The following is a 26,509-nucleotide window of genomic DNA, read 5'->3' as shown; positions in this document are numbered from 1 at the left end:
GACAACGGATCCTGCTACCGGTCACACAAATTTCGTGATGCTCTGGGTGACATCAAGCACCGACGAACCCGCCCCTACCGTCCACAGACAAACGGCAAGGTCGAGCGTTTCCACCGCACGCTTGCCGACGAATGGGCCTACGCCCGGCTCTACCGCAGCGACGCCGAACGCTGCGCCGAGTTCCCGCGGTGGCTACACACCTACAATCACCATCGCGGCCACACAGCACTCAAAGGTCAACCACCCGCCAGCCGCGTACCTAACCTCTCAGGTCAGTACAGCTAGCCGCCGAGGACCAGGACGACCAGAAACAGGTTGAGCAGGAACGCCAGCGCGCCGAACACGATGCCGGACAAGGCCAGCAGGCTGCCGCGGGTGCCGCTGCCGGGGATGCGCTCGTAGGCGACGACGCCGAGCCCGACGCCGATGAGTGCCAAGGGCCCGAACACCACACCGGCCAGCGCGCACGCGACCGAGCCGACCGCCAGCCGGTTCACCCGCGCGCCGATCACAAGGTCGGTTCTTGGCGTGAGGCCCAGTCGAACAGCAGCAGGAAGCCGACCAGGCCGACGACGAGCGTGACAGCACCGATGACGATGCCCGCGATGGCCATGGTTCTGCCGTTGGTGCGCGGTCGGCCTTTCGCCTGCGCCAGGGCCACGGTGCCGAGCACGATGCCCAGCACCGAGCCGGCCGGGCCGAACACGAAGCAGATGAAGTAGAGCGGCAAGGCGACCAGCGACGACACCAGAGACCCGATGGCCATGCCGTCGTTCGACCGCGGCGCCGGATACGACGAGTACAGCGGGGGCGGCAGGTAGCCGGTCGGCGGCAGGTATCCCGGTGGTGCCATCCCCGGCGGCGGGCCGTACGGCCCGGCAGGCGGCGCACCGTAGAAGCCGGGTGGCGGCGGGCCGGGAGGCATGGGTGGCGGCGGTCCGGGAGGCATGGGGAACGGACCCGTCGGCGGCTGCGGTGGGACCTGCGGCGCGGGCGCGGGCGGCCCCTGCTGCCATGGCGCTGAGGTGGGTCCCGGCTCTTCGAGCGCCGGGTACTCGTACACCGGGTAGTCGCTGGTCGCCTCGGCATCGGTGCCGGTCGGCGGCGGCACGGACCCGGCCGGCCTCGAGGGATCCCAGGAGGGTTGGCCCGACTGCCCGCCCGGACTTGTCATGCCGACCAACCTAGCGCACGAGTTCATGGCATCGTGGTAGCCGAAGCGCGTTCCGAGGCGAGTGACAGGAGACCAGGGGCATGACGAATCCGCTGCAGCCCGACCGGACCCCGGGCCCGGGTGGACAGCCCGGATTGCCGACTCCGCCCAAGGGCTGGCCCATCGGTTCGTACCCGACCTATGCCGAGGCGCAGCGCGCCGTCGATTACCTGTCAGACCAAGAGTTTCCGGTGCAGCACGTGACCATCGTGGGCGTCGACCTGATGCAGGTGGAGCGGGTCACCGGGCGGCTCACCTGGCCGCGCGTGCTGGCCGGCGGCATCCTGACCGGGGCGTGGCTGGGCTTGTTCATCGGGCTGGTGCTCGGGCTTTTCGGTACCAATGCGTGGGGCTCGCTGTTCACCGGCCTCATCGCCGGCATCTTCTTCGGCCTGATCACCTCGGGCGTGCAGTACGCGATGTCCCGCGGCACAAGGGATTTCAGCTCCACCATGCAGCTCGTCGCGGGCCGCTACGACGTGTTGTGCGATCCGGTGTGTGCCGAACAGGGCCGCGATCTGCTGGGGCGGCTGTCGCTCTAGGGCCTTCCGGCCTCGGTCGCCATATCCGCCACCAGGTGGCGATATGTTGCATGGCACACCTGCCGCGCTCTACGGTTTGCGCGCGGGAGGTTCCCGTGAGACAGGAGGCGTCCGTGGTGCGCGCGGGAAAGCTGCGGGCTGCGCTGGCAGCGGGTGCGGCGGCGTGCACGGCCGCCACGTTGGTCTCCGCCTGCGGTTCCGGTGCGGGCGGCACCGTCGTCAGCGTGTACACGTCGGCCAATGAGAAGGCGACGTTCTCGGCCCTCGCCAGGCGGTGCAACGCCGAACTCGGCGGCCGTTTCAGCATCAAGCAGGTCAGTCTGCCCAAGGGCGCCGACGATCAGCGGCTGCAACTGGCGCGCCGGTTGACCGGCAACGACAAGAACCTCGACATCATGGGCCTGGACGTCGTGTGGACCGCCGAGTTCGCCGAGGCCGGCTGGGCCGTGCCGCTGTCCGACGACCCGGCCGGTAAAGCGGAAGCCGACGCCGCCGACGACACCTTGCCCGGACCGCTGAAGACCGCGCAGTGGCAGGGCCGGCTGTTCGCCGCGCCGATCACGACCAACACCCAAATGCTCTGGTACCGGGCCGATCTGATGTCCGAAGCGCCGGCCACCTGGGACGACATGGTCGCGCAGGCGACACGGCTGCATGCCGCCGGCGGACCGAGCTGGATCGCCGTGCAGGCCAAGCAGTACGAGGGCCTGGTGGTCTGGTTCAACACCTTGCTGACCAGTGCCGGTGGCAGCGTGCTGTCCGACGACGGCAAGACCGTCACCCTGACCGACACCCCTGAGCACCGCGCCGCGACCGTCAAGGCGCTGCAGGTCATCAAGTCGGTGGCCACCGCACCCGGCGCCGACCCGTCGATCACCCAGACCGACGAGGGGACGGCGCGGCTCGCGCTCGAGCAGGGCAAGGCCGCGCTCGAGGTGAACTGGCCGTTCGTGCTGCCGTCGCTGCTGGAGAACGCGGTCAAGGGCGGCGTGCCGTTCCTGCCGCTCGATCAGCACGCGGAGCTCAAGAGCGCCATCAACGACGTCGGCACCTTCGCGCCCGACGACGCGCAGTTCACCACCGCCTACGACGAGAGCAAGAAGGTGTTCGGCTTCGCGGATTACCCAGCGGTGCAGCCCGGGGTGCCGGCCAAGGTCACCATCGGCGGGCTGAATCTTGCTGTGAGCAAGACCAGTACGCACAAGGCCGAGGCCTTCGAGGCCATCCGGTGCATGCGCAGCGCGACCAACCAGCAGTTCACGTCGGTGGAGGGCGGGCTGCCCGCGGTCCGCGCGTCGCTGTATGACGATGCCAAGTTCCAGGCCAAGTACCCGCAGTACGCGGTGATCCGCCGCCAACTCGCCGACGCCGCTGTCCGGCCGGCCACGCCGCAGTATCAGGCGGTGTCGACGCGGATTTCGGCGACGCTGGCCCCGATCACCAAGATCGACCCGGAGCGCACCGCCGACAAGCTGGCGTCCGAGGTACAGCAGGCGATTGACGGCAAGGGGCTGATTCCGTGAGCGACACCGGAGTTGCGAACACGGCAGCCAACCCCGAGCGCCGGCTCGCCTACCTCCTGATCGCCCCCGCCGTCCTGGTGATGCTGGCGGTGGCCGCGTATCCCGTCGCCTACGCGGTGTGGCTGAGCCTGCACAGGGACAACCTCGCGGCGCCGGCGGAAACCCGCTTCGTGGGCCTGGACAACTACACGACGATCCTCACCGACCACTACTGGTGGACGGCGTTCGTGGTCACGCTCGGCATCACGGTGGTGTCGGTGGCCATCGAGTTCGTGCTCGGTATGGCGCTGGCGGTGGTGATGCACCGGACCATGTTCGGCAGTGCCGTCGTGCGTACGGCCATCCTCATCCCGTACGGCATCGTGACCGTAGCCGCTTCCTACAGTTGGTATTACGCGTGGACGCCGGGCACCGGATACCTCGCGAACCTGCTGCCGACGGGCACCGCGCCGCTGACCGAACAATTGCCGTCGCTGGCCATCGTGGTGCTCGCCGAGGTGTGGAAGACGACGCCGTTCATGTCGCTGCTGCTGTTGGCCGGGTTGGTGCTGGTACCGCGGGAACTGCTCGACGCGGCGCAGATGGACGGCGCGGGCCGCTGGCAGCGGTTCGCCAAAGTGACTCTGCCGCTGATGAAACCGGCCATCCTGGTGGCCCTGTTGTTCCGCACGCTGGACGCGTTCCGCATCTTCGACAACATCTATGTGCTCACGGGCGGCACCAACAACACCGGTTCGGTGTCGATCCTGGGTTACGACAACCTGTTCAAGGCGTTCAACATCGGCCTGGGCTCGGCGATCAGCGTGCTGATCTTCCTGACCGTCGCGATCATCGCCTTCATCTACATCAAGATCTTCGGTGCCGCGGCGCCCGGTGCGGAAGCCGAGGTGCGGTGACGTGAGCGGGCAGAGAAGTGGCGGCCGGTTGGCCGGCTGGGGCGTGGTCAACATCCTGGTGGTGATCTACGCGCTGCTGCCGGTGCTCTGGATCTTCTCGCTGTCCCTCAAGCCGACGTCAACGGTCAAGGACGGCAACCTGATTCCGCGTCAGATCACCTTCGACAACTACAAGGGCATCTTCACCGGCGGCGCCTTCGGCTCGGCACTGTTCAACTCGATCGGCATCGGGCTCATCACCACCGCCATCGCGGTGACGATCGGTGGCATGGCCGCCTACGCCGTGGCGCGGCTGGACTTTCCGGGTAAGCGGCTGCTGGTCGGCCTGGCATTGCTGATCTCGATGTTCCCCCAGATCTCGCTCGTGACACCGCTGTTCAACATCGAGCGCACCGTCGGGCTGTTCGACACCTGGCCGGGCCTGATCCTGCCGTACATCACCTTCGCGCTGCCGTTGGCGATCTACACCCTGTCGGCGTTCTTCCGGGAGATCCCTTGGGATTTGGAGAAGGCCGCCAAGATGGACGGCGCCTCGCCGGGGCAGGCCTTCCGGAAGGTCATCGCGCCGCTGGCCGCGCCCGGCATCGTCACGGCGGCCATCCTGGTGTTCATCTTCGCCTGGAACGACCTGCTGCTGGCGTTGTCGCTGACCGCCACCCAGCGGGCCATCACCGCACCGGTGGCGATCGCGAACTTCACGGGCAGTTCGCAATTCGAGGAGCCGACCGGGTCCATCGCCGCCGGCGCGATGGTCATCACGGTGCCCATCATCATCTTTGTTCTCATCTTCCAACGACGGATCGTCGCGGGCCTGACGTCCGGTGCGGTGAAGGGGTAGGTCATGGCCGAAATCGTTTTGGACCACGTCACCAAGAGTTACACCGGCGGGGCGACCGCAGTGCAGGACCTGTCGCTGACCATCGCCGACGGTGAGTTCCTGATCCTCGTGGGGCCGTCGGGGTGCGGAAAGTCGACGACGCTCAACATGATCGCCGGGCTCGAGGACATCAGCTCCGGCGAACTGCGCATCGGCGGGGAGCGGGTCAACGAGAAGGAGCCCCGCGACCGGGACATCGCGATGGTGTTCCAGTCCTACGCGCTCTACCCGCACATGACGGTGCGGCAGAACATCGCGTTCCCGCTCACGCTCGCGAAGATGCCGAAAGCCGAGATCGCGGCCAAGGTCGAGGAGACCGCGAAAATCCTTGACCTGACCGCACTTCTGGACCGCAAGCCGGCCCAGCTGTCCGGCGGCCAGCGGCAGCGCGTGGCGATGGGACGCGCCATCGTGCGCAGCCCCAAGGCCTTCCTGATGGACGAGCCGCTGTCCAACCTGGACGCCAAGCTGCGGGTGCAGATGCGCACCGAGATCGCCCGGCTGCAGGCCCGTCTCGGCACCACCACCGTCTACGTCACGCATGACCAGACCGAGGCGATGACGCTGGGGGACCGCGTCGTCGTGATGAGCGGCGGTGTGGCACAACAGGTCGGCACCCCAGACGAGCTGTACAACGCGCCGGCCAACCTGTTCGTCGCCGGCTTCATCGGTTCCCCGTCGATGAACTTCTTCCCGGCCACGCGGACGGACGTCGGGGTGCAGCTGCCCTTCGGCGAGGTCACCTTGAGCGACGACGCCCGCGCGGCGCTCGACCTGCAGCGGCCGTCGGCCGACCTGATCGCGGGTGTGCGTCCCGAGCAGTTCGACGACGCCTCGGTGATCGATGCGTACGCGCGCATCCAGTCGCTGACGTTCGAGGTCGACGCCGAGCTGGTGGAATCACTCGGCGCGGACAAGTACGTGCACTTCCGCCTCGAAGGTGCCGGCGCCCAGGCCGCGCAGCTGGAGCAGCTGGCCGACGACACCGCGGACGCCGGGTCGAGCGAAAACACCTATGTGGCACGGGTTTCGGCCAAGTCGTCCGCGACGGCGGGCAGTCGGGTCGAGCTGGCCCTGGACACTTCCAAACTGACCCTGTTCGACCCGGCCACGGGTCGCAACCTGTCACTACCGCAGTGACCGACGTCCTCGGCGCGGTTCGGGCCCGTCTGACAACGCATTTCGCCGACCGCGGCAGTACCGCCGAGCCGGTGGGTGCCAGCGTCACCTTCCTCGGCGCCGACCCCATCGAGGTGCTGCGCTACGGGCCGACCGACGGCGACGTGTATCACTATGCGTCCCTGGGCTGTTCGCGCTACCCGATGACGGACCCGATGGACATGGTGGCCGACGGGATCCGCGGCCCGCGGGCGGAGGCCGTACTGTCCCTGCGCGGCCCCACCCCGACGGCGCTGGCCCGCTCGATCGCGGTACTGGCGTCGGCGCCCGCCGTCGAAGGCCTGATCCTGGAGCCGGATGCGCTGATCGATCTGCAGCAGCCGGTCTGGCAGGGGGCGGCATTCACCGCATTCCTGTTGGGCGCCAGCGACATCGGCGAAGTCGAGCTGCCCGAGCCGTACCAGCCGGTGCGGATCCTGAGCGCCACCCCCATCACCGCCACCGAGGCCGCCTGGGTGCGGCTCAAAGGCGCCGGCGCCATGCGGGATGCGTGGCAGCAGGACGGCGTCGACGTCCTCGATCAGCGACGCCGGGCCGCCGAACCTCGGGCCTAGGACGTGTTGTTGGGACAGGCGACATCGGCCCACACGACATCACCCTCGGCGGGTTCGTCGGAGGACGGGTTGTTGACCCGGACCACGGTGCAACGGGGCAGGAGCACCGGCTTGTTGCCGTTGAGCCAGTTGATCCTGACGGTGTAGCCCTCGGCTTCGAGGTCTCTGATCACGGCGTCCGCGCCATTGGCGTGGGCGGCCGGCGCTGTGATGCCCGTGAGCACCCCACTGGCAACGACCAACGCGACTACGGTGGACTTGCTACCAATTTTCATTGGAAGATCATGCCCGAACAGTTGTCACCGGTGGCCCGTTTTGCTATGCACCGCGACGCTCAGCGCCGTACGGACCTCAGCAACCGCGCGTTCGGCGGCACGGACGGCACCTTCCAGGTAGCTCTCGAATTCCGGGGCGGTCTCCGTGCCGGCCCAATGCAGCCGACCCACCGGCGCGGTCGCGGCGTCGCTGTAGCCGGTGAGTATCCCCGGGGCACGGGTACCCACGCAACCGTTGATCCACGGCTCGTCGGCCCATGACTTCTCCACGACCTCAACCGGATTCGCCGCTTCGGGGCCGAACAACGTGACCAGGTCGCGCACGAACGCAGCATGGCGGGCGGACGGGTCATTCAGCACCTCGTCGGTCCAGGTGAAGCCCGGACCGGAACCGGCGGTGCCGACGAAAGCGAGAAGGACACCCACACTGGCGTCCAGGGGCGAGTTGTCGACGACGAAATGTGCGATCGGCAAATCGGTGATCGCCGATCCGTTGAACCCCTGCTCGCGCCAGAACGGCTTGTCGTAAACCGCGAACACCTTGCTCTCGGTGCCGTTGTGCCAGGCCTTTTGCAATGCGGCGCGACGGACCGGCAACGCGGGGGTGACACTGATCCGGCCCGTGTCCGCGGGAGTCATGGCCACGATGACCCGCTGGCAGTGGACGTCGATCCGCGCCGAGCGGACGGTGACGCCGTCGGCGTCCTGATGAATATCCCGGACGGGGGAATCGATGATCACGCGGTTGCCCAGCTTCTCCGCGAGTGTCGCGGACACCAGGTGCATGCCGCCGACCACCCGGGAGTCCTGCGCGCCGTCGCGGGTATTCACCATGAAGTTGATGCCGCCCGACGTCGTGATCTGGTGCAGCACCTTGAGCAGCGAAACCCGATGTGGGTCTTCGGCATACACCGTTGTGAAGCACAGCGTGAACACATGCCTGGCCTCGTCGGTGAGGCAGTTGGCATCCAGCCAGTGTCCCAGCGTGGTGCTGTCCCAGGCGGTGGCCTTCTTGGCGGTCCAGGGGGCCGTCGCAGGCACCTGCTTGGCCATGCGCTCGAGCCGGAACTGTGCTTGGGCGAAGTCGAGCATCGCCGCAGGGCTCAGCGGGGGAATCGTGCCCCGGTAGGTACGGCGCTTCCCGTGCTTCAGGTAGATGGATTTGCCTTCGGTATAGGTCTGGAACGTCGACAGACCCAGTTCGTCGATCAGTGCATACATCCGGGTGTGCAACGGGCCGATCCACTGGCCTCCGCCATCGGTGACCGCGCCGGCGCCGACGTCGACGTTGACGGTGCGCCCACCCACTCTGTCGCCGGCTTCGAGCACCAGTACCGAAACCCCTTGCTGGGCGAGCCGGTATGCGGCGGTGAGGCCCGACAATCCGGCTCCGACGACGACAACATCGACAGTCTTCGACTCGGTCATGTTCGCTGCTCCTGATATTCGACGGCAGAGCTCCGGTCGGGATAAACCAAAACTCGATTCGATATTGAGATTAAGGGCGGCTGATGCTAGCGTCAACATCGATATCGATTTCAGATCGAGTTTTGCATCACATCCGAATCAGACCGAAGTCCTCGACAGATATGGGGTATCGCCATGGGTGCCAAGCGAATTGTCTTCATCGGCGCGGCCGGCGAGATGTGTCGGCTCGCCATCCAGCGTTTCGCCGTCGCCGGCGGAGACTGGGAACTGGCGCTCTACGACATCCGACCCGAGCTTCTCGATCCACTGCTGCAACGGCTGCCGGCCGGCTTGGCCACCACGGCGCGCCTCGACCTCTATGACACCGAGGGGTTGCGGGCCGCGGTCGACGGCGCCGCGTTGGTGGTGCTCGGCGCCGGGCCTTACAACCGCACCGCCGGTCCGGTGATGGCGGCCTGCCTGGGGGCCAGAGTGCCCTATCTCGACTTCGACGACGACATCGAAAGCACTTTGCACGCCCTGTCATTGCACGACGAAGCCCGCGCGGCCGGGGTACCGATGTACATCGGTTGCGGCGCGTCGCCCGGCATCACCAACGTCTTCGCCGCCGATGCGGCCGCCGAACTCGACACCGTCGAGAACATCGACGTGTACTGGGTGGTCGGTGACGAGCGTGGGGCCGTCGGTCGTGCCGTGCTCGACCACATGCTGCGGGTCGCCGCCGGCCCGTGCATGACGTGGCAGAACGGCGGACCGGTCATGCATCAGTCGTGGCTCGAGACCCGCTGGACCGAATTGGGCGGCGGGCTGGGCCTGACGATGGTGCACGAAACCGCGCACCCGGAACCGGTGACGTTGCCGCGAAAATATCCGGACGCCAAGAACATTCGCTGCTTCGGCGGTCTGGACCCCGCGGGCTACAACGGCTTCGTTCGAGGTCTGGGCCTGGCGGTGCAAAAAGGCCAGATGCCGATGGAGCGGGCCATCGATTTCGCCGTGGCCGCGATGACCAACAAGTTCGGCAGCGTCGCTGGTTGGCGTTATGCGTTGTCCGGCATCGGCAAGCTCGTCTCTGACGGTGAGGCGACGCGCGCCGAACTGATCAAGTTCCTCGCCATGGCGGCGGTCGGCCACACGTTCCCGCATCGATCGGGCCTCAAGGTGGAGGCCACCGGGCTGCGAAACGGATTGCCGACGGCGGTGACCCGCCGTACCCCGGTGAGCGGAGCCGGTACCTATCTGTTCACGAACATGGCGGCGGCGACGGGCACGGCCTGTGCGGCCTTCATGGTGGCGGCGCTCGACGAGGAACCCGGAACGCGCGCAGGGGTTTTCGCCCCCGAAGAGTGGGTCGAGCCACAGCGGTTCTACAAGGCGCTGGAACAGGTCGGCACCCCGCGTGCCGAGATCCTCGACGACGCGCACTAGGGACGGGCCGCGCCATGGATCTCAAGACCGGGCTGTTCGCAGTCGCCGATCTCTTCATGATGTTCGCCGGATTCACCTACGGCCTCAAGTTCATTCGCAATTACCGGAACTACCTGCTCGGACTCGAATGGATCGTCGTCGCGACGTCGGGCACCAACTTCCTCATCTGGGGCCTGGTAGGCGCCGACGAATCCAGTCCGATGTACCACCTGGCGTACTTCTTCGATGCGTTCTCCCGCTCGATCGGCATCACCGTGATCCTCGTCCTGGGCCTGATGAAGGTCACGCACGGATACACGCCGTCAGTGGCCGTCGATGTCGGCGTTTTTGCGCTCGCCATCGTCGGCGGACTGGTGATGTCGAATTTCGCGGCCGAACTCGGCGTGGCCGGTGCGATCTTCTACGTGGTGATGAACGTGCTCACCAGCTTGTTCCTGCTGTATTTCGCCTGGCGGGTATGGCAGGTCGGCGCCCGCGGCATCGCGCTGGCCACTGTGGCCGCCACGGCGGCGGGCGCAGTGGTCGCCGCGATCTACGACTTCTATCGCATCCCCGGCGACGACGCCCACCGAACCATCTTCTACATCATCGCGCTCGCCACGTGGGGCATGCAGATGACGGTGTGCTACTTCGCATATCGCGCACTGCACGGCAGCAATGAACGCGCCGCGGCTGCGCAGGCCCCTGCGTTGATATGATGTCGAATCGTGTTCGATAACCAGGCGTCGGCATTGCCGACCGTGGTGCAGCGCCGCGGGATCGAACGAGTACAGGCCATCCTCGACGCGGCCTCCGCGTTGCTCGCGGAGCAGGGTTATGACGCCGCGACGCTCAAAGCGGTCGGCGAACGCGCCGGCATTCCGACGGCGTCGATGTATCACTACTTTCCCGATCGCCATCAGGTGGACGCGGCACTCGCGCAGCGTCATCTCCGCGACCTCGACGCGCAGATTTCGGCGTCGGTGCGCGCGTCGAAACTGCGGTCACTGGCTGACGCGGTGGACGCCGTCGTCGACCCGTACCTCACCTACTTCCGTGAGCACGCCGACTTCGTGCAGCTGTGGTTCGCGAGCCGGACTCCGACACTCAGTGAACTGGCCACCGAGTTCGACGAGTTCCAGGCGAGGCAGTACTGGCAGGTACTCATCGAGAAGGGGCTGATCCGTTCCGGCACCCCGGAATTGGTGGTGCAGCTGGCATTCGAGGCCGGCAACCGGTTGTTCGACTTCGCGTTCCGGCGGTCGCCCAGCGGTGACGACCTCGCCATCGACGAGGCGCGCCGCCTGCTGACCGCGTACCTCGGGACCTACGCGCCGAAGGTGACCAAGGCGCGCCGGGCGAAGTAGGTCACAGCCAATGGTTGTGGCGGAAGGTCCGGTACAACCCCGTGCAGACCAGCACCATCACCGTCAGCACGGCGAAATAGCCGTAATGCCAATGCAGTTCGGGCATGTTGTCGAAGTTCATGCCGTAGATGCCGGCGATCATCGTGGGCATCGCGGCGATCGCGACCCACGCCGAGATCTTGCGCATGTCCGCGTTCTGTTCCATCCCGACCTTGCCGAGCGCGGCCTGCACCAGCGAGCTCAGCAGGTCGTCGAACCCGGTGATCTGGTCGGCGGCCTGGCTGTTGTGGTCATGTACGTCGCGGATGTAGCGGCGGACTTCTTTGGAGATCAGGTCGTTGTGGTCGGACAGCAGTCGCTGCAGCGCCATCGTCAGCGGATTCACCGAGTGCCGGAGTTCGACCACTTCACGCTTGAGCAGGTAGATGCTCTCGATGTCGGTCTGGGTGTGTGAGGAGAAGACGGTCTGCTCGATGGTGTCGATGTCGGTCTCGACCAGCGCGGTGACTTCGAGGTAGCTGTCCACGACATGGTCGGCGATGGCGTGCATCACCGCGTACGGGCCCAGCGTGAGGATGGTCGGCGACTCGTCCAGCCGGTGCCGTACCCCCGCCAGTCCACTGTGCTCGCCGTGCCGGACGGTGACGACGAAGTCGGGCCCGACGAACACCATGATCTCGCCGGTCTCGACGATCTCCCGGGCATTGACGACGGACTCGTGCTCGACGTAGCTGACCGTCTTGAGCACCAGGAACAGGGTCTGGTCGTACCGTTCCAGCTTGGGCCGCTGGTGGGCGCACACCGCGTCCTCGACGGCCAGTTCGTGCAGCCCGAAGACGTCGGCGACGGCCTGCATCTGGTGCTGGTCGGGCTCGTGCAGCCCGATCCACACGAAGGCCTCCGCGCCGGCCGCGCGCAGTTCGCGCACCTTGGCGACGGCGGCACCGTGGGTGTACTTGCCGGGTAGCCGCGCGCCCATGGAGTAGACGCCGCAGTCGACGGTGGCGCGGGCGACCGGAACGTGGATCGAGCTGGCATCGGGGCCGGCTTGCGTCTTCTTCGGGACGGGACGGAAGTTCGATGGTTGGAGCGCGCGGAACGAGGGCATGCGGCTGACCTCCCGTGGGGCGGACTTCTCGGATCAATAGACCAGTCGCAAATGCTACGCGGAACCCGCGAGTAACAATTGAGTGAAGTAGCCTGACGCGGTGTCAGATAAGTCAGGTGCTGTGCGCACACCCCAGGTGGTCATCGATGATGCGGAAATTTTCGCCGCCCACGAAGGGGGCAAGCTCTCCGTAGCCCTCAACGAGCCGCTGGATACCCAGCGCGCGTTGTCGATCGCCTACACCCCGGGCGTCGCCCAGGTGAGCCGCGCCATCGCGGCCGATGCGACCCTGGCCAAGAAGTACACCTGGGCCAACCGCCTGGTCGCCGTCGTCAGTGACGGCAGCGCCGTGCTTGGCCTCGGCGACATCGGCCCGGCGGCGTCCCTGCCCGTCATGGAGGGCAAGAGCGCCCTGTTCAAGACCTTCGGCGGCCTCGACTCCATCCCGATCGTGCTGGACACCAAGGACCCCGACGAGATCGTCGAGACCCTGATCCGGCTGCGTCCGACGTTCGGCGCCGTCAACCTGGAGGACATCTCCGCGCCGCGATGTTTCGAGATCGAGCGCCGCGTCATCGAGGCGCTGGACTGCCCCGTCATGCATGACGACCAGCACGGCACCGCCATCGTGGTGCTGGCCGCGCTGCTGGGCGCCACCAAGGCCCTCGACCGCGACATCCACGACCTGAAGGTCGTCGTGTCGGGCGCCGGCGCCGCCGGCGTCGCCTGCACCAACATCATGCTGGCCAGCGGCATCCGCGACATCGTCGTGCTCGACAGCAAGGGCGTCGTGCACTCGGGTCGCACCGACCTCAACAGCTTCAAGGCCGAACTGGCGAACCGCACCAACCCGCGTGGGATCACCGGCGGCGCCGCCGAGGCACTGGCCGGCGCCGACATGTTCCTCGGTCTGTCGGCCGGTGTGATGCCGGAGGAGATCGTCGCGACGATGGCCCCCAACGGCATCGTGTTCGCGCTGTCCAACCCGGATCCGGAGATTCACCCGGACGCGGCCCGCAAGTACGCCGCCGTGGTGGCGACCGGCCGTAGCGACTTCCCGAACCAGATCAACAACGTGCTGGCCTTCCCCGGCGTCTTCCGGGGCGCCCTGGACGCCGGTGCCCGTCGCATCACCGAGGAGATGAAAGTGGCTGCCGCACATGCCATCTTCTCGGTCGTCGGTGACGATCTGACGGTCGACTACATCGTGCCCAGCGCGCTCGACCCGCGCGTGGGTCCGGCCGTGGCGGCTGCGGTGGCCGCCGCGTCGCAAGCCTGAACACCATGAGCCGCCGGGTCGCGGCGGGCGGTGTGGCGCTGGCTGCACTGCTCACCGCGACGACGGCGGGCTGCAGCACCGGACAGTCGGTGCCGGGACCTCCGGCACTGACGGTCGGCGCGGCGCCGACCAGCGAGTCGAAACTGCTCGCGCATCTGTACTCGGCGGCGCTGGGCTATTTCGGTATCCCGACCCGTGTGCACCTGGTCCCGGATCCTGTTGCGGCCCTTGACTCCGCCGATGTGACGGTGGCGCCGGGGCTCACCGGCGAACTGCTCGCCAGGTTCGTCCCGCACGCCACGGCACGGGCCGACGAGCAGGTGTACCGGTCGATGATCTCGGCGTTGCCTGAAGGCGTCGCCGCCGCCGACTACACGGCGTCGGCCCAGGACAAGCCGGCTGTCGCGGTCACCGCCGCGACGGCGGACCGTTGGGGCAAGCGGGATGTCGCGGCGCTACCGGGGCATTGCGGCGGTTTGTCCGTCGGAGTGGTGGCGGGGGACGCGCACCCGGCTCGCGTGGGGGACTGCGTCCTACCGGCCGCTCGTGAATTCAAGGACGCCGCAGGCCTTTTCGATGCGTTGAAGGCGGGTGCGGTGACGGTGGCCTGGACCTCGACCGCGGCGCCGGCAGTACCGGCGGGTGTGACGGTGCTGACCGACCGCACCGCGCTGATCCGCGCCGAGAATGTGGTGCCCTTGTACCGGCGCAACGTCCTCGCCGAACAACAGGTGTTGGCGCTCAACGGAATTGCCGGCGAGCTGGACACCGCGACGCTGACCGACATGATCGGTCAGGTCGACAAAGGCGCCGATCCGGCGGCGGTGGCGGGTGCGTGGCTGGCCCAGCACCCGCTGGACCACTAGCCGAGCCGCGGCAGCACCCGTCCGGCGATGGCGGCGAACAGGCCCTGGTAGGCACCTGACCCGGTGATGCGGACGATCACGTCGACGATCTTGGCGTCGGGCCCGACCAGCACCCGGGCGTGGCCCTTGCGGACCGCCTCGAGGATGATCTGCGCGGCCCGTTCCGGCGTGGTCAGGGCCGCCCGGTCGAACAGCTTGTTCAGGCCCGCGGAGTCGATGTCGGACGCCGCGGTCGAGTTGCGCACGATGTTGGTCTTGATGCCGCCCGGGTGCACCGTGGTGACCTTCACCGGATGCCCGGCGAGCTTCATCTCCTGGCGCAGCGCCTCGGTGAAGCCGCGGACGGCGAATTTGGCTGCGTTGTAAGCGGATTGGCTGGGCACCGCGAACAGGCCGAAGATGCTCGAGACGTTGACGACGTGCCCGTCGCCCGAGGCGATCAGGTGCGGCAGGAAGACCTTGGTGCCGTTCACGACGCCCCAGAAGTCGACGTCCATGACGCGCTCGATGTCCTTGAACTGGCTGACCTCGAGATCACCGGTGAAGGCGATGCCGGCGTTGTTGTAGACCTGATTGACCTTGCCGAAGTGCTTGACCACCTCGTCGGCGTAGAGCTCGAAGGCCTCCCGCTCGGCGACATTGAGCCGGTCGGCTTTCACCGGAGCGCCGATGGCCTTGACCTGTTCCTCGGTCTTGGCCAGGCCCTCGGTGTCGATGTCGCTGATCGCGAGCGACGCACCCGAGCGCGCCAGTTCGATGGCCAGCGCCTGACCGATACCCGATCCGGCTCCTGTGATCACACAGACCTTGCCGGCGAATCCCTCCATGACCGCTCCTTTGCGTTGGGTGGTGGGTGTCAGTGCGAGCGCGACGGCATCACGCGGGACGTGACGCGGGAGAACAGGTCCTGGTACGCGCCCGAGCCGGTGGCCCGGATGATGACGTCCAGCAGCTTGGCGTCCGGCCCGACGAGCACGCGGGCGTGGCCCTTGCGGACGGCCTCCAGGATGATCTTGGCGGCGCGTTCGGGCGTGGTCTTGGCCAGCTTCGCGTCGAAGGTCTTGGCCAGTTCCTTCGGGTCGATGCCTTCGACCGCGGTGGAGTTGCGGGCGATACCGGTCTTCACGCCGCCGGGGTGCACCGTGGTGACCTTGACGGGGTGGCCGGCGAGCTTCATCTCCTGGCGCAGCGCCTCGGTGAAGCCGCGGACGGCGAACTTCGAGGCGTTGTAGGCGGCCTGGCCGGGGACGGCGAACAGGCCGAAGACGCTGGAGACGTTGACGACGTGGCCGTCGCCCGAGGCGATGAGGTGCGGCAGGAATTCCTTGGTGCCGTTGACGACGCCCCAGAAGTTGACGTCCATGACCCGTTCGATGTCCTTGAACTGGCTGACCTCGATGTCGCCGGTGAAGGCGATGCCGGCGTTGTTGTAGATCTGGTTGACCTTGCCGAAGTGCTCGGCGACGGCGTCGGCGTAGAGGGCGAAGGCCTCGCGCTCGGTGACGTTGAGGCGGTCTGTCTTGACGGGGGCGCCGATGGCCTTGATGCGCTCTTCGGTCTCGGCGAGGCCCTCGGTGTTGACGTCGCTGATCGCCAGCTTGGCGCCCGAGCGGGCGAGCTCGATGGCGAGGGCCTGACCGATACCCGATCCGGCTCCGGTGACGACACAGACTTTCCCGGCGAAGCCCTCCATGAACACTCCCTTGTGGTCGATGCGCGTGCTGCTAGCGACAGTATCCGGTACCGCCGGTGTCGGATGGCACCGGGTGTGCTGCAAGAGTGGCGGTACCCAACGGTACCAAACCGTCCTCAACCTGTGAATCATGCAAGGAAACGGCCGCCGCAAGCGCATTTTGTCGCTTCTCGCCGACGTTACGGAGACGCTCGCTGCACTGCTCCGCTTCTTCGACCCGACGGCAAGGAGTTGATTCCGATGACAGCATCATGGGGCCTGACCGGACCGCAGTTTCTGGGGATCTATCTCGTCACGTATCTGCTTGCGCTGGCATTGATGTACGCCTTCCGAGCGGTGTTGATCCACTCGGAAACTGCGGAAACCGATGCCGCGACTCCGCGGCCGCTGCTGGATCCGTACGAGACCGCTTACCTGGCCGGCGGCTCGGACCGTGCTGTCAGCGCGGCGATCGCGAACCTGGCCCTCAGCGACCGGCTTCTGGTTTCTCGCGGCGGCACGCTCACCGTTGCCGCCGACGTCACGCTGACCGACGATGTGGACGCCGCCGTCGCCGACTGCGTGTCCGCGGCGCCCCGCCGGAAGGTCGCGATCAAGCGTCTGCGCGAGCACCCGCGCATCGTGGCGATCGGTGACCGGTTGCGCGCCCGCGGTCTGCTTCTCGACAGCGCTTCGACCGCCGCTCTGCGCGCCTGCGTGCTGCTGCCGTGCGCGGTGTGGGTTGTCGGTGTGATCCGGTTGATCAACGGCATCGAGCTGCACCACAAGGTCCTTCTGCTGTTCGTTTTCCTGGTGGCCACCGGCTTGTCGACGCTCGTCCTGGTGCGCGCATTTCTTGCCGATGCGGCACACCAACCGTCCGCGGCAGGACAACTCGCACTGCAGGGCATGCGCAACCGGTATGAGTCCGGGGCGGCCCTGACCGAGCCTGCGACGGAGGCCGGGCGCACCGATGCCGCCCGCCTGGCACAGGTGGTCGGCGTCGCGCTGCTCGGATTCGCCGCGCTGACCGACGACGATCTGCGCACCTCGTTGCTCGGCAGCGGCGGCGTCGCAGATGGCGGTGGTTGTGGCGGCAGTGGGGGATGTGGCGGCGGCTGCGGCGGGTGCGGCGGGTGCGGCGGATGACCGCCGGTGCCTCCGGTCCCGCCGTCGGTATCGGCTGGCGGCCCGAGATCGACCTCACCATCGAGCGACTGCCAGGTGTCGAGTTCATGGAGGTGATCGCCGAAGGCATCCGGCCGGGCGCCCTGCCGGAGTCGTTGCAGGCGGTTCATAGTCAAGGAATTCCCGTTGTGCCACATGGAATTTCGCTTTCGCTGGGTGGCGCGGAGCGGCCTGAATCCGCCCGGCTGAAGCACCTCGGCGAGTGTGCGGCGGCCCTCGGTGCCCCGTTGGTGAGCGAGCACATCGCTTTCGTGCGCGCCGGAAACCGCGAAGCCGGGCATCTGCTGCCGGTGCCGCGCAGCCGCGCCGCGCTCGACGTCGTCGTGGCCAACGTCCGGATCGCCCAGGATGCGCTGGCCGTTCCGCTGGCCCTCGAACACGTGGCGTCCGTTGTGTCCTGGCCCGACGACGAGCTCACCGAAGCGCAGTTTCTGTGCGAGATCATCGAGCGCACCGGCGCGCTCCTGCTGCTGGACGTGGCCAACCTGTACACGTCCGCCGTCAACTTCGGCGCCGATCCACTCGAGGCACTCGACACGTTGCCGTTGGATCGGATCGCCTACGTCCACGTCGCCGGCGGTGCCTTGCGCGACGGCGTCTGGCACGACACCCACACCGCCGACGTCGCCGAGCCGATCCTGGACCTGCTCGCCGAGCTCGCGGGCAGAACCGCGTTGCCCGCCGTCATGCTGGAACGGGACGGCGCCTACCCGGCGCCGAGCGTGCTGGCCCGGGAGTTGGCCGCCATCCGGTCGGCTGCCGGGCGAGCCGGTGACGACGTGGTCCGGCCCTGGGCCGCGGGACTGCGGCGTGCATCCGGTCGAGTGGCGCCCGAGCCGTCCGACATCGCGCGTCGGGCGTTGGCCGACGCCGAGGACGCACTGCTACAGGCACTGCTGGGGCTGTCCGGCCCGCCGCCGGGATTCGACGCCGACCGGGTTGCGGTGGCCGGCACCGCATTGGCGCACAAGCGAGCCCATACTCACGCGAAAATGAGCTTGGGTGCGAAGTTCCGGCGGAACTTCGCACCCAAGCTCAGGTTCGGCGCTACGGGGCGAACGCCTCGTCGATGATGGCCTGCTGCTCGATGGCGTGCACCTTCGAGCTGCCCGACGACGGCGCGCTCATGGCCCGGCGCGAGATGCGCTTGATGCCGGTCAGGCGGTCGGGCAGCAGCTCCGGCAGGCTCAGGCCGAACGTCGGCCAGGCACCCTGGTTGGCCGGCTCCTCCTGCACCCAGAAGTACTGCTGCACGTTCGGGTACTGGGCCAGCGTCGCCTCGAGCCGGCGCTTGGGTAGCGGGTACAGCTGCTCGATGCGCACGATCGCGATGTCCTCGCGCTTGTCCTTGGCCTTGCGGGCCACCAGCTCGTAGTACAGCTTGCCGCTGGTGAGCAGCACCCGGGTGACCTTCGACCGGTCGCCGACGCCGTCTTCGTAGGTCGGCTCTTCGAGCACCGAGCGGAACTTGATCTCGGTGAAGTCCTTGATGTCGCTGACCGCGGCCTTGTTGCGCAGCATCGACTTCGGGGTGAAGACGATGAGCGGCCGGTGGATGCCGTCGAGGCCGTGCCGGCGCAGGAGGTGGAAGTAGTTGGCCGGGGTCGACGGCATCGCGACCGTCATCGAACCTTCGGCGCACACCTGCAGGAACCGCTCGATGCGGCCCGATGTGTGGTCCGGGCCCTGGCCCTCGTGACCGTGCGGCAGCAGGAGCACCACGTCGGAGAGCTGGCCCCACTTGGCCTCACCGGAGCTGATGAACTCGTCGATGATCGACTGCGCGCCGTTGACGAAGTCACCGAACTGGGCTTCCCACAGCACCATGGCGTCGGGGTTGCCCACCGAGTAGCCGTACTCGAAGCCGACCGCGGCGAACTCCGACAGCGCCGAGTTGTAGATCAGCAGCTTGCCGCCGGTCGGGGTGCCGTCGGTGTTGGTGGCCAGCAGCTGCAGCGGGGTGAACTCCTCACCGGTGACGCGGTCGATGAGGACCGCGTGCCGCTGCGTGAAGGTGCCGCGCTGCGTGTCCTGACCGGAGAACCGGATGAGCCGGCCTTCGGCGACCATCGAGCCCAGGGCCAGCAGCTCGGCGAACGCCCAGTCGACCTTGCCTTCGTAGGCCATCTCGCGGCGCTTCTCCAGCACGGGCTTGACGCGTGGGTGCACGTTGAAGCCCTCGGGCACCGCGAGGTGTGCGTCACCGATGCGGGCCAGCAGCGACTTGTCGACCGCGGTCAGCAGGCGCTGCGGGATGGTCTGGTCGGACTCCACCGACTCGCTGGGCGCGAGCTCGTGCTTCTCGAGCTCGCGGACCTCGTTGAAGACCCGTTCGAGCTGGCCCTGGTAGTCGCGCAGGGCGTCCTCGGCCTCTTTGAGGGAGATGTCACCGCGGCCGATGAGGGCTTCGGTGTAGGTCTTGCGGACGCCGCGCTTGGTGTCGATGACGTCGTACATGTACGGCTGGGTCATCGACGGGTCGTCGCCTTCGTTGTGGCCGCGGCGGCGGTAGCACAACATGTCGATGACGACGTCCTTCTTGAACGCCTCGCGGAAGTCCACGGCGAGACGGGCCACCCAGGCGCAGGCCTCGGGGTCGTCGCCGTTGACGTGGAAGATCGGCGCGCCGATCATCTTGGCCACGTCGGTGCAGTACTCACTGGAGCGCGAATCCGTTGGCGCCGTGGTGAATCCGATCTGGTTGTTCACGACGATGTGGATGGTGCCGCCGGTGCGGTAGCCCTTGAGCAGCGCGAGGTTCAGCGTCTCGGCCACGACGCCCTGGCCGGCGAACGCGGCGTCGCCGTGCAGCATCATCGGCACGATCGAGAAGCGGCCGTGCGCGTCGCTGTCGTCGTGTTCGTCGCCGACCAGCAGGTCCTGCTTGGCCCGGACCAGGCCCTCGAGGACCGGGTCGACGGCTTCGAGGTGACTGGGGTTGGCCACGAGCGACACGTCGATCTCGTTGTCGCCGAACATCTGCAGGTAGTGGCCGGTGGCGCCGAGGTGGTACTTCACGTCGCCGGAACCGTGCGCCAGCGCCGGGTTCAGGTTGCCCTCGAACTCGCTGAAGATCTTCGAGTACGGCTTGCCGACGATGTTGGCCAGCACGTTGAGGCGGCCGCGGTGCGGCATGCCGATGACGACTTCGTCGAGGTTGTGTTCGGCCGCCTGGTCGATGGCGGCGTCCATCATCGGGATGACGGCTTCCGCGCCTTCCAGCGAGAAGCGTTTCTGCCCAACGTATTTGGTGTGCAGGAAGGTCTCGAAGGCCTCGGCGGCGTTGAGCTTGGACAGGATGTACTTCTGCTCACCGACCGTGGGCTTGTCGTGCTTGACCTCGACGCGCTCCTGCAGCCATTTCTGCTGCTCGGGTTCGAGGATGTGGGTGTACTCGACACCGACGTGGCGGCAGTAGGCGTCGCGCAGCACCGACAGCACGTCGCGCAGCTTCATGAACTGCTTGCCGGCGAAACCGTCGACCTTGAACTCGCGGTCCAGGTCCCACAGCGTCAGGCCGTGGGTGTTGACGTCGAGGTCGGGGTGGCTGCGGAAGCGGGTCTTGTCGAGGCGCAGCGGGTCGATGTCGGCCATCAGGTGGCCGCGGTTGCGATAGGCCGCGATCAACTCGATGATGCGGGCGTTCTTGTGGGCGATCGAGTCCGGGTTGTCGATCCGCCAGCGCACCGGCTCGTAGGGGATGCCCAGCTCGCGGAAGATCTCGTCGAAGAAGGCGTCGTCGAGCAGCAGGTGGTGCACGGTGCGCAGGAAGTCACCGGACTCGGCGCCCTGGATGATGCGGTGGTCGTAGGTCGACGTCAGGGTGATGAGCTTGCCGACGCCGAGCTCGGCGATGCGCTCTTCGCTGGCGCCCTGGAACTCGGCCGGGTACTCCATGGCACCGGCGCCGATGATGGCGCCCTGACCGCGCATCAGGCGCGGCACCGAATGCACGGTGCCGATGGTGCCCGGATTGGTCAGCGAGATGGTGACGCCGCTGAAGTCCTCGGCGGTCAGTTTGCCGTCGCGGGCACGCCGGACGATGTCCTCGTAGGCGGCGATGAACTGGCCGAATTGCATTGTCTCGCAACGCTTGATGGCTGCAACGACGAGCTGGCGCGAACCGTCCTTGTTCTGCAGGTCGATCGCCAGACCGAGGTTGGTGTGCGCCGGCGTGACGGCCGTCGGCTTGCCGTCGACCTCGGCGAAGTAGCGGTTCATGTTGGGGAACTGCTTGACCGCCTGGACGATCGCGTAGCCCAGCAGATGGGTGAAGCTGATCTTGCCGCCGCGGGTGCGCTTGAGGTGGTTGTTGATGACGACGCGGTTGTCGATCATCAGCTTCGCGGGGATGGCGCGCACGCTCGTGGCGGTCGGCACGTCCAGCGACGCGTTCATGTTCTTGACGACGGCGGCAGCGGCGCCGCGCAGCGTCTGCGTCTCGGCGTCCTCGGCGGGCGCGGGTCCGGCAGCGGCCTTGGCGGGGGCGGCCTTGGCAGGCGCGGCGGGGGCCGGGGCAGCCGGTGCGGCAGGGGCCGCGGCGGGAGCCGGTGCGGTCGGCGCAGCAGCCGGGGCTGCGGGTGCGGCGGCGGGCGCCGGGGTCGCCGCGGCTACGGAATCTGTTGTGTCCGTGACGGGTTCGGGGTTGTAGTCACGCAGGAAGTCGTGCCAACTCGGGTCCACCGAGGACGGGTCCTCACGGAATTTGCGATACATCTCTTCGACCAGCCACTCGTTCTGACCGAATGGTGAAGGTGATGTGCTCACGGCCGCTATTCGCCTCGTTTCCTTCTGTCCGGCGAGTGCCGGACCTCAGCCCGGCGTACGCGCCCTCTGTTGTGTTGGCGGTCGCCCGCCCCCGTGCCGACTAAGGCTAACCCGTCGGTCGAATCCTCGGACGGCGGAAGCCTACGTATTGGTTCATCAATCTGCGGAGGGTTTGCTAATCCCGTGCCTCGGGCAGCACGTGCAGCGTCTGGCGCCACCGCGCCGGGGCGGGCCCGAAGGCCGCGCGGGCGTTCTCGATGATCTTCTTGCTCATCAACCGGTTGCCGACACCGCCGATCACCGCGCCGACGCCGACCGGCAGCAGCTTGCCGAACGCGATGGCGCCGCGCTTGAGCGTGTACTTCTTCACGAAGAACTTCAGCAGTCGCGAATTCAATTGCGAGACAGCCGGTAGCGGAACGGTCGCGGCGCCGTCGGCCAGCCACGCGCCGCTGGTGCGGCCGGTGCCGAGCAGGTCCCCGATGGCGTGCTTGCCCTCGTCGCCGACGAGTACGGCGAGCACCAGCGCGCGACGACGCTCCCGCTGGTCGACCGGGATGCCGTGCACCTCGGCCACCGCCAGGGCGAACACCGCGGTCGCTTCGAGGAACACCACGGTCTCGCCGGCGACCGCGGACATCGCGACGAGCGTGCCGATGCCGGGGAAGGCCGCGGCCGATCCGACTGCGGCGCCGCTGGCCATGGTCGCGGCCAGGTAGTGCTTCTCGAGTTTGGTGACGATCTCGGCCGGGGTGGCACCGGGGTTGTGTTCACGTAACCGGTTCACGTAGGCGGCCACTGCCGGCGCCTGCACTCGGGCTCCGCCTTCGAGGATGTGCGAGAGCGCCTTGGCGGCAGCGCCAGGGTTCTCGGCGTGGGCGTCATGCTTCACAGGCAACTGCCCCTTCATGCTGGAGCGAGCACTCATCGGCCGGCCTCTCCATCTCCGTCTCAGGAATTCAGGCTAACGCGTGGTCAACGATCGGGGCGGCATCTGAGTGCCCGGCACCGGCTGAGCCGGTGATCACATCTGAACACTGCGGGTTTGCCGGGAAGAAAAAACCGGTATGCATTGCTAACCATATTCATGGCAGCATCGCCCCTTGTGGATCTGACAGCGGTAGGCGACGCCACCGATAGTGGCGTGCCCGCCGAGGCCCCGGAAGTACGTCCGGCGCCGAGCCGTACCCGGATGATCGTGGTGCTCGGCCTGCTGGTCGCACTGGGCCCGCTGACCATCGACATGTACCTGCCGGCACTGCCCCGGATTGCCTCTGAGCTGGGGTTGTCGTCGTCGGTCGCGCAGCTGACGCTGACCGGGACGCTGGGCGGCCTGGCCCTCGGCCAGCTGATCGTCGGCCCGCTGTCGGACGCGTTGGGCCGTCGGCGGCCCCTGGTCGCCGGCATCCTGCTGCACATGGCGGCGTCGCTGCTGTGCCTGTTTGCGCCGAACATCGAGGTGCTGGGCATCGCCCGCGCGCTGCAGGGTGTGGGTGCCGCCGCGGCTTCTGTCGTGGCCGTCGCCGTCGTGAGTGACCTCTTCGAAGAGTCGGTCGCGGCCGTCGTGATGTCGCGGTTGATCCTGGTCCTGGGCGTGGCGCCGGTGTTGGCGCCGTCGCTCGGCGCGGCCGTGCTGCTGCGCGGTTCGTGGCACTGGGTGTTCGCCGCGCTCGCCGTCCTGGGCGGCGCGATCCTGGCGGTGGCGGTGCTGGCCCTGCCCGAGACCCTCGCCGTCGCCGACCGGCGCCCGCTACAACTGCGGGCGATCTTGCGGACGTACGTCGAGGTGCTGAGCGATGTCCGCTTCGTGGTGCTGGTCCTCGTCGGTGCCCTCGGCATGTCGGGCCTGTTCGCGTACATCGCCGGTGCCGCCTTCGTGCTGCAGGGGCGGTACGGCCTCGACCAGCAGTCCTTCGCGCTGGTGTTCGCCGCCGGGGCGATCGCGCTCATCGGCTCCACCCAATTCAACGTCGTACTGCTGCGCCGGTTCGAGCCGCAGAAGATCGCGGTGGTCGCGCTGATCGCCGCGTCGGTGTTCGGCCTCGTGTTCGTCGCGCTGGCCGCGCTGCACGTGGGCGGGCTGGCCGGGTTCCTCATCCCGGTATGGGCGATGCTGGCCGCGATGGGCCTCGTGATTCCGAACACACCCGCCGTCGCACTGGCCCGTCACCCCGATGCCGCCGGTACCGCGGCGGCCGCGCTGGGCGCCGCCCAGTTCGGGCTCGGCGCGGCGGTGGCGCCACTCGTCGGCGCGCTGGGTAACGGTGAGTTGGCGCTCGCGGGCGTGATGACGACGGGCGTCGTGGTCGCCCTGTTCGCGCTGCTGGCTGTCGGCGACAAGGGTGAGTCGGGACACGAACGTCACCGCCATTAGGTCTGTGGTGGCGGCGCCGAACTGCTGACTTGTTCGGATCCGCGACTGTCCGTAGCGTCGAAGTGGAGACCGGCACATCGGCCGGCCACCAGACTTGATACCCACTGCATGCATACGTTGATTTCCGCCGGAGTTCGTCGGTGAGCGCTGCGCAAGTGAGTCGGCCGTGGCATGCCCTCTGGGCCATGATGTTCGGCTTCTTCATGATCCTGGTGGACTCCACGATCGTCGCCGTCGCCAACGTCGTCATCATGCAGAAGCTCGGCACCGACTACGACGGTGTCATCTGGGTGACCAGTGCCTATCTGCTGGCGTATGCGGTACCGCTGCTCGTCGCGGGCCGGCTCGGTGACCGCTTCGGGCCGCGCAACCTGTATCTGACGGGCCTGGCGGTGTTCACGCTGGCGTCGTTGTGGTGCGGCTTGTCCGGCAGCATCGGGATGCTGATCGCCGCGCGCGTCGTACAGGGGCTGGGCGCGGCGCTGCTGACGCCGCAGACCCTGTCCACGATCACCCGCATCTTCCCGCCCGAACGCCGCGGCGCGGCCATGAGCGTGTGGGGCGCCACGGCCGGGGTGGCGACACTGGTCGGCCCGCTGGCCGGTGGCGTGCTGGTCGACCATCTCGGCTGGCAGTGGATCTTCTTCGTCAACGTGCCGATCGGCATCGTCGGCCTGGCGCTGGCCTGGGTGCTGGTGCCGCAGCTGCCGACCGAGCGGCACCGGTTCGACGTCCTCGGCGTGGTGCTGTCGGGTGTCGGCATGTTCGGCATCGTGTTCGGCCTGCAGGAGGGACAGACTCACGGCTGGGCCTGGTGGATCTGGCTGGTGATCCTCGCCGGCGTGGGCTTCATGGCCGCCTTCGTGTACTGGCAGGCGGTCAACCCGGACGAGCCGCTGATCCCGCTGACGGTGTTCCACGACAACGACTTCTGCCTGTCCAACGTGGCCGTGGCCACCATCGGCTTCTGCGTCACCGCGATGATCCTGCCGGTGATGTTCCACGCCCAGGCCGTCCTCGGTCTGAGCGCGACGGAGTCGGCACTGCTCACCGCGCCCATGGCGGTGGTGTCCGGGATGCTGGCGCCGCTCGTCGGCAAGCTGATCGACCGCTACCCGCCGCAACCGATCGTGGGGTCGGGATTCTCGGCGCTGGCGATCGGGCTGACCTGGTTGTCGTTCGGGCTGACTCCCGACACGCCGCTGTGGCAGCTGACGCTGCCGTTCATCGTCATGGGCATCGGCATGGCGTTCATCTGGTCGCCGCTGGCGGCGACCGCGACCCGCAATCTGCCGCCGCGGCTGGCCGGCGCCGGGTCCGGCGTTTACAACGCGACGCGGTTGGTCGGCTCGGTGCTGGGCAGCGCCGGCATGGCCGCCTACATGACGTCCCGGATCAGCGCCGAGATGCCGACCGGCGGCCGTCCCGTTGCCGGCGAAGGCACACCGGTGACGCTGCCGCCGTTCCTGCACGAGCCGTTCGCGACCGCGATGTCGCAGTCGCTGCTGCTGCCGGCGTTCGTCGCGTTGTTCGGCATCGTCGCCGCGCTGTTCCTGCGGGGCCAGGCGACCGCCGCGCCGTTGGTTCGGCCCCGGACCTCTGTCCCGGAACCGCCCGAACCCAACTACTTTCCCGATGACGACGACTACGTCGAGTACACCGTCGACCGCGCCGCATTCGACGCCGTGGCTGACTCCGAGCAGTGGGACCGTTACGCCGTGCCCGCCGAATCTGATGAGGACTACGCGCACTTCGAGTCCGAAGACCCCGACGAGCCGCGCACCTCACCTATTCCGATGCGCGTCGACCACTGGCACAGTCCGCGTCGCCCGGAGGTCGTGGCGGCTGAAGCGCCTCCGACGCCGCGGCGCGGCCGGCACTATCGGGAAGACGACGAGGCCGACGATCCCGGCATCTACGGTTTGCATTCGATGTAGTGCCGCACGGGTTCGCACCGGCTCGCGAACGTAACCGCAGGGCGATTTCCGGCGACC

The 26,509-nt window shown here is 67.6% G+C and carries 25 protein-coding genes; 16 read left to right on the top strand and 9 right to left on the bottom strand.

The genetic code is table 11. The features are described 5' to 3' along the window. On the top strand, window positions 1–285 hold a 285-nt coding region (locus H289_RS32450), incomplete at its 5' end, for an integrase core domain-containing protein (protein WP_155944135.1). Here H289_RS32450 and H289_RS0114865 read toward each other — a convergent pair. Both H289_RS0114865 and H289_RS0114860 read right to left on the bottom strand, forming a co-directional pair. Further along, window positions 282–512: a DUF4190 domain-containing protein gene (locus H289_RS0114865; protein ID WP_020101592.1), complete on the bottom strand. Its 231-nt coding sequence runs from the start codon at window positions 510–512 to the stop codon at window positions 282–284. The genes H289_RS32450 and H289_RS0114865 overlap by 4 nt on opposite strands. After that, window positions 509–1,174: a DUF4190 domain-containing protein gene (locus H289_RS0114860; protein WP_029105255.1), complete on the bottom strand. Its 666-nt coding sequence runs from the start codon at window positions 1,172–1,174 to the stop codon at window positions 509–511. Before H289_RS0114860 ends, H289_RS0114865 begins: the two co-directional genes overlap by 4 nt. An 80-nt stretch (window positions 1,175–1,254) precedes the next feature. Here H289_RS0114860 and H289_RS0114855 point away from each other — a divergent pair, with 80 nt between their 5' ends. The 6 genes from H289_RS0114855 (at window position 1,255) to H289_RS0114830 (ending at window position 6,784) form a co-directional block, all read left to right on the top strand. Further along, on the top strand, window positions 1,255–1,755 hold the full coding sequence (locus H289_RS0114855; RefSeq protein ID WP_020101589.1) for a general stress protein: 501 nt from the start codon (window positions 1,255–1,257) through the stop codon (window positions 1,753–1,755). A gap of 113 nt (window positions 1,756–1,868) precedes the next feature. Further along, a complete protein-coding gene (locus tag H289_RS0114850; protein WP_020101588.1) occupies window positions 1,869–3,278 on the top strand; it encodes an extracellular solute-binding protein in 1,410 nt (469 codons plus the stop codon). Continuing rightward, window positions 3,275–4,174, top strand: a complete 900-nt coding sequence (locus H289_RS0114845) for a carbohydrate ABC transporter permease (protein ID WP_020101587.1) — start codon at window positions 3,275–3,277, stop codon at window positions 4,172–4,174. Before H289_RS0114850 ends, H289_RS0114845 begins: the two co-directional genes overlap by 4 nt. Before the next feature lies 1 nt (window position 4,175). Continuing rightward, window positions 4,176–5,012 carry a carbohydrate ABC transporter permease gene (locus H289_RS0114840; protein ID WP_029105253.1) on the top strand — a complete coding sequence of 279 codons (837 nt, stop codon included), beginning with the start codon at window positions 4,176–4,178 and terminating at the stop codon, window positions 5,010–5,012. A 3-nt stretch (window positions 5,013–5,015) separates the two neighbouring features. Continuing rightward, complete coding sequence (locus tag H289_RS0114835) at window positions 5,016–6,191, top strand: ABC transporter ATP-binding protein (protein ID WP_020101585.1); 1,176 nt, start codon at window positions 5,016–5,018, stop codon at window positions 6,189–6,191. Further along, a complete protein-coding gene (locus H289_RS0114830; RefSeq protein ID WP_020101584.1) occupies window positions 6,188–6,784 on the top strand; it encodes a suppressor of fused domain protein in 597 nt (198 codons plus the stop codon). Before H289_RS0114835 ends, H289_RS0114830 begins: the two co-directional genes overlap by 4 nt. Here H289_RS0114830 and H289_RS0114825 read toward each other — a convergent pair. Both H289_RS0114825 and H289_RS30555 read right to left on the bottom strand, forming a co-directional pair. Next, window positions 6,781–7,059, bottom strand: coding sequence for a hypothetical protein (locus H289_RS0114825; protein WP_036420522.1), 279 nt, complete (start codon window positions 7,057–7,059; stop codon window positions 6,781–6,783). The two genes, H289_RS0114830 and H289_RS0114825, sit on opposite strands and share 4 nt — an antisense overlap. 24 nt (window positions 7,060–7,083) lie before the next feature. Further along, complete coding sequence (locus H289_RS30555) at window positions 7,084–8,487, bottom strand: flavin monoamine oxidase family protein (RefSeq protein WP_020101582.1); 1,404 nt, start codon at window positions 8,485–8,487, stop codon at window positions 7,084–7,086. A 174-nt stretch (window positions 8,488–8,661) separates the two neighbouring features. On the opposite strand from H289_RS30555, the gene H289_RS0114815 reads away from it, so the two are divergent. Genes H289_RS0114815 through H289_RS0114805 form a run of 3 tightly spaced genes read left to right on the top strand, consistent with a single transcriptional unit; the run spans window position 8,662 to window position 11,261 of the window. After that, window positions 8,662–9,915, top strand: coding sequence for a saccharopine dehydrogenase family protein (locus tag H289_RS0114815; RefSeq protein WP_020101581.1), 1,254 nt, complete (start codon window positions 8,662–8,664; stop codon window positions 9,913–9,915). Between the two features lie 14 nt (window positions 9,916–9,929). Continuing rightward, complete coding sequence (locus H289_RS0114810) at window positions 9,930–10,613, top strand: hypothetical protein (protein WP_020101580.1); 684 nt, start codon at window positions 9,930–9,932, stop codon at window positions 10,611–10,613. A gap of 9 nt (window positions 10,614–10,622) precedes the next feature. Next, on the top strand, window positions 10,623–11,261 hold the full coding sequence (locus H289_RS0114805; RefSeq protein WP_020101579.1) for a TetR/AcrR family transcriptional regulator: 639 nt from the start codon (window positions 10,623–10,625) through the stop codon (window positions 11,259–11,261). Between the two features lies 1 nt (window position 11,262). Here the strand turns inward: H289_RS0114805 and corA are convergent, their stop codons facing one another. Then, window positions 11,263–12,369 carry a magnesium/cobalt transporter CorA gene (corA, locus tag H289_RS0114800; protein ID WP_020101578.1) on the bottom strand — a complete coding sequence of 369 codons (1,107 nt, stop codon included), beginning with the start codon at window positions 12,367–12,369 and terminating at the stop codon, window positions 11,263–11,265. A 136-nt stretch (window positions 12,370–12,505) separates the two neighbouring features. Here corA and H289_RS0114795 point away from each other — a divergent pair, with 136 nt between their 5' ends. Next, on the top strand, window positions 12,506–13,648 hold the full coding sequence (locus H289_RS0114795) for an NAD(P)-dependent malic enzyme (RefSeq protein WP_029105252.1): 1,143 nt from the start codon (window positions 12,506–12,508) through the stop codon (window positions 13,646–13,648). Window positions 13,649–13,653: 5 nt separating this feature from the next. Beyond that, window positions 13,654–14,514 carry a glycine betaine ABC transporter substrate-binding protein gene (locus tag H289_RS0114790; protein ID WP_020101576.1) on the top strand — a complete coding sequence of 287 codons (861 nt, stop codon included), beginning with the start codon at window positions 13,654–13,656 and terminating at the stop codon, window positions 14,512–14,514. On the opposite strand, the gene H289_RS0114785 is transcribed toward H289_RS0114790, so the two are convergent. Together H289_RS0114785 and H289_RS0114780 are read right to left on the bottom strand one after the other, a co-directional pair. Then, window positions 14,511–15,341 carry an SDR family NAD(P)-dependent oxidoreductase gene (locus H289_RS0114785; protein WP_020101575.1) on the bottom strand — a complete coding sequence of 277 codons (831 nt, stop codon included), beginning with the start codon at window positions 15,339–15,341 and terminating at the stop codon, window positions 14,511–14,513. The two genes, H289_RS0114790 and H289_RS0114785, sit on opposite strands and share 4 nt — an antisense overlap. 29 nt (window positions 15,342–15,370) lie before the next feature. Further along, window positions 15,371–16,207, bottom strand: a complete 837-nt coding sequence (locus tag H289_RS0114780) for an SDR family NAD(P)-dependent oxidoreductase (RefSeq protein WP_029105251.1) — start codon at window positions 16,205–16,207, stop codon at window positions 15,371–15,373. 240 nt (window positions 16,208–16,447) lie between these two features. On the opposite strand from H289_RS0114780, the gene H289_RS0114775 reads away from it, so the two are divergent. Beyond that, a complete protein-coding gene (locus H289_RS0114775) occupies window positions 16,448–17,335 on the top strand; it encodes a TIGR04222 domain-containing membrane protein (RefSeq protein ID WP_020101573.1) in 888 nt (295 codons plus the stop codon). Beyond that, entirely contained in the window at window positions 17,332–18,447 is a 1,116-nt protein-coding gene (locus H289_RS0114770) for an MbnB/TglH/ChrH family RiPP precursor modification enzyme (RefSeq protein WP_196810038.1), read from the top strand. Before H289_RS0114775 ends, H289_RS0114770 begins: the two co-directional genes overlap by 4 nt. Here H289_RS0114770 and H289_RS0114765 read toward each other — a convergent pair. After that, window positions 18,422–22,090, bottom strand: coding sequence for a multifunctional oxoglutarate decarboxylase/oxoglutarate dehydrogenase thiamine pyrophosphate-binding subunit/dihydrolipoyllysine-residue succinyltransferase subunit (locus tag H289_RS0114765; protein WP_020101571.1), 3,669 nt, complete (start codon window positions 22,088–22,090; stop codon window positions 18,422–18,424). The genes H289_RS0114770 and H289_RS0114765 overlap by 26 nt on opposite strands. A 226-nt stretch (window positions 22,091–22,316) precedes the next feature. After that, a complete protein-coding gene (locus H289_RS0114760; protein WP_029105249.1) occupies window positions 22,317–23,069 on the bottom strand; it encodes a hypothetical protein in 753 nt (250 codons plus the stop codon). A 159-nt stretch (window positions 23,070–23,228) separates the two neighbouring features. Between H289_RS0114760 and H289_RS0114755 the strand changes: the two genes are divergently transcribed. After that, window positions 23,229–24,515, top strand: coding sequence for a Bcr/CflA family efflux MFS transporter (locus tag H289_RS0114755; protein WP_051128485.1), 1,287 nt, complete (start codon window positions 23,229–23,231; stop codon window positions 24,513–24,515). A 185-nt stretch (window positions 24,516–24,700) separates the two neighbouring features. Further along, entirely contained in the window at window positions 24,701–26,452 is a 1,752-nt protein-coding gene (locus H289_RS30550) for an MFS transporter (protein ID WP_020101568.1), read from the top strand. Window positions 26,453–26,509: the final 57 nt, after the last annotated feature.

The sequence above is a fragment of the Mycobacterium sp. 360MFTsu5.1 genome, from assembly GCF_000383495.1.
Classification (GTDB): Bacteria; Actinomycetota; Actinomycetes; order Mycobacteriales; family Mycobacteriaceae; genus Mycobacterium; species Mycobacterium mucogenicum_B.
This window is presented reverse-complemented; position numbering and strand designations above follow the sequence as displayed.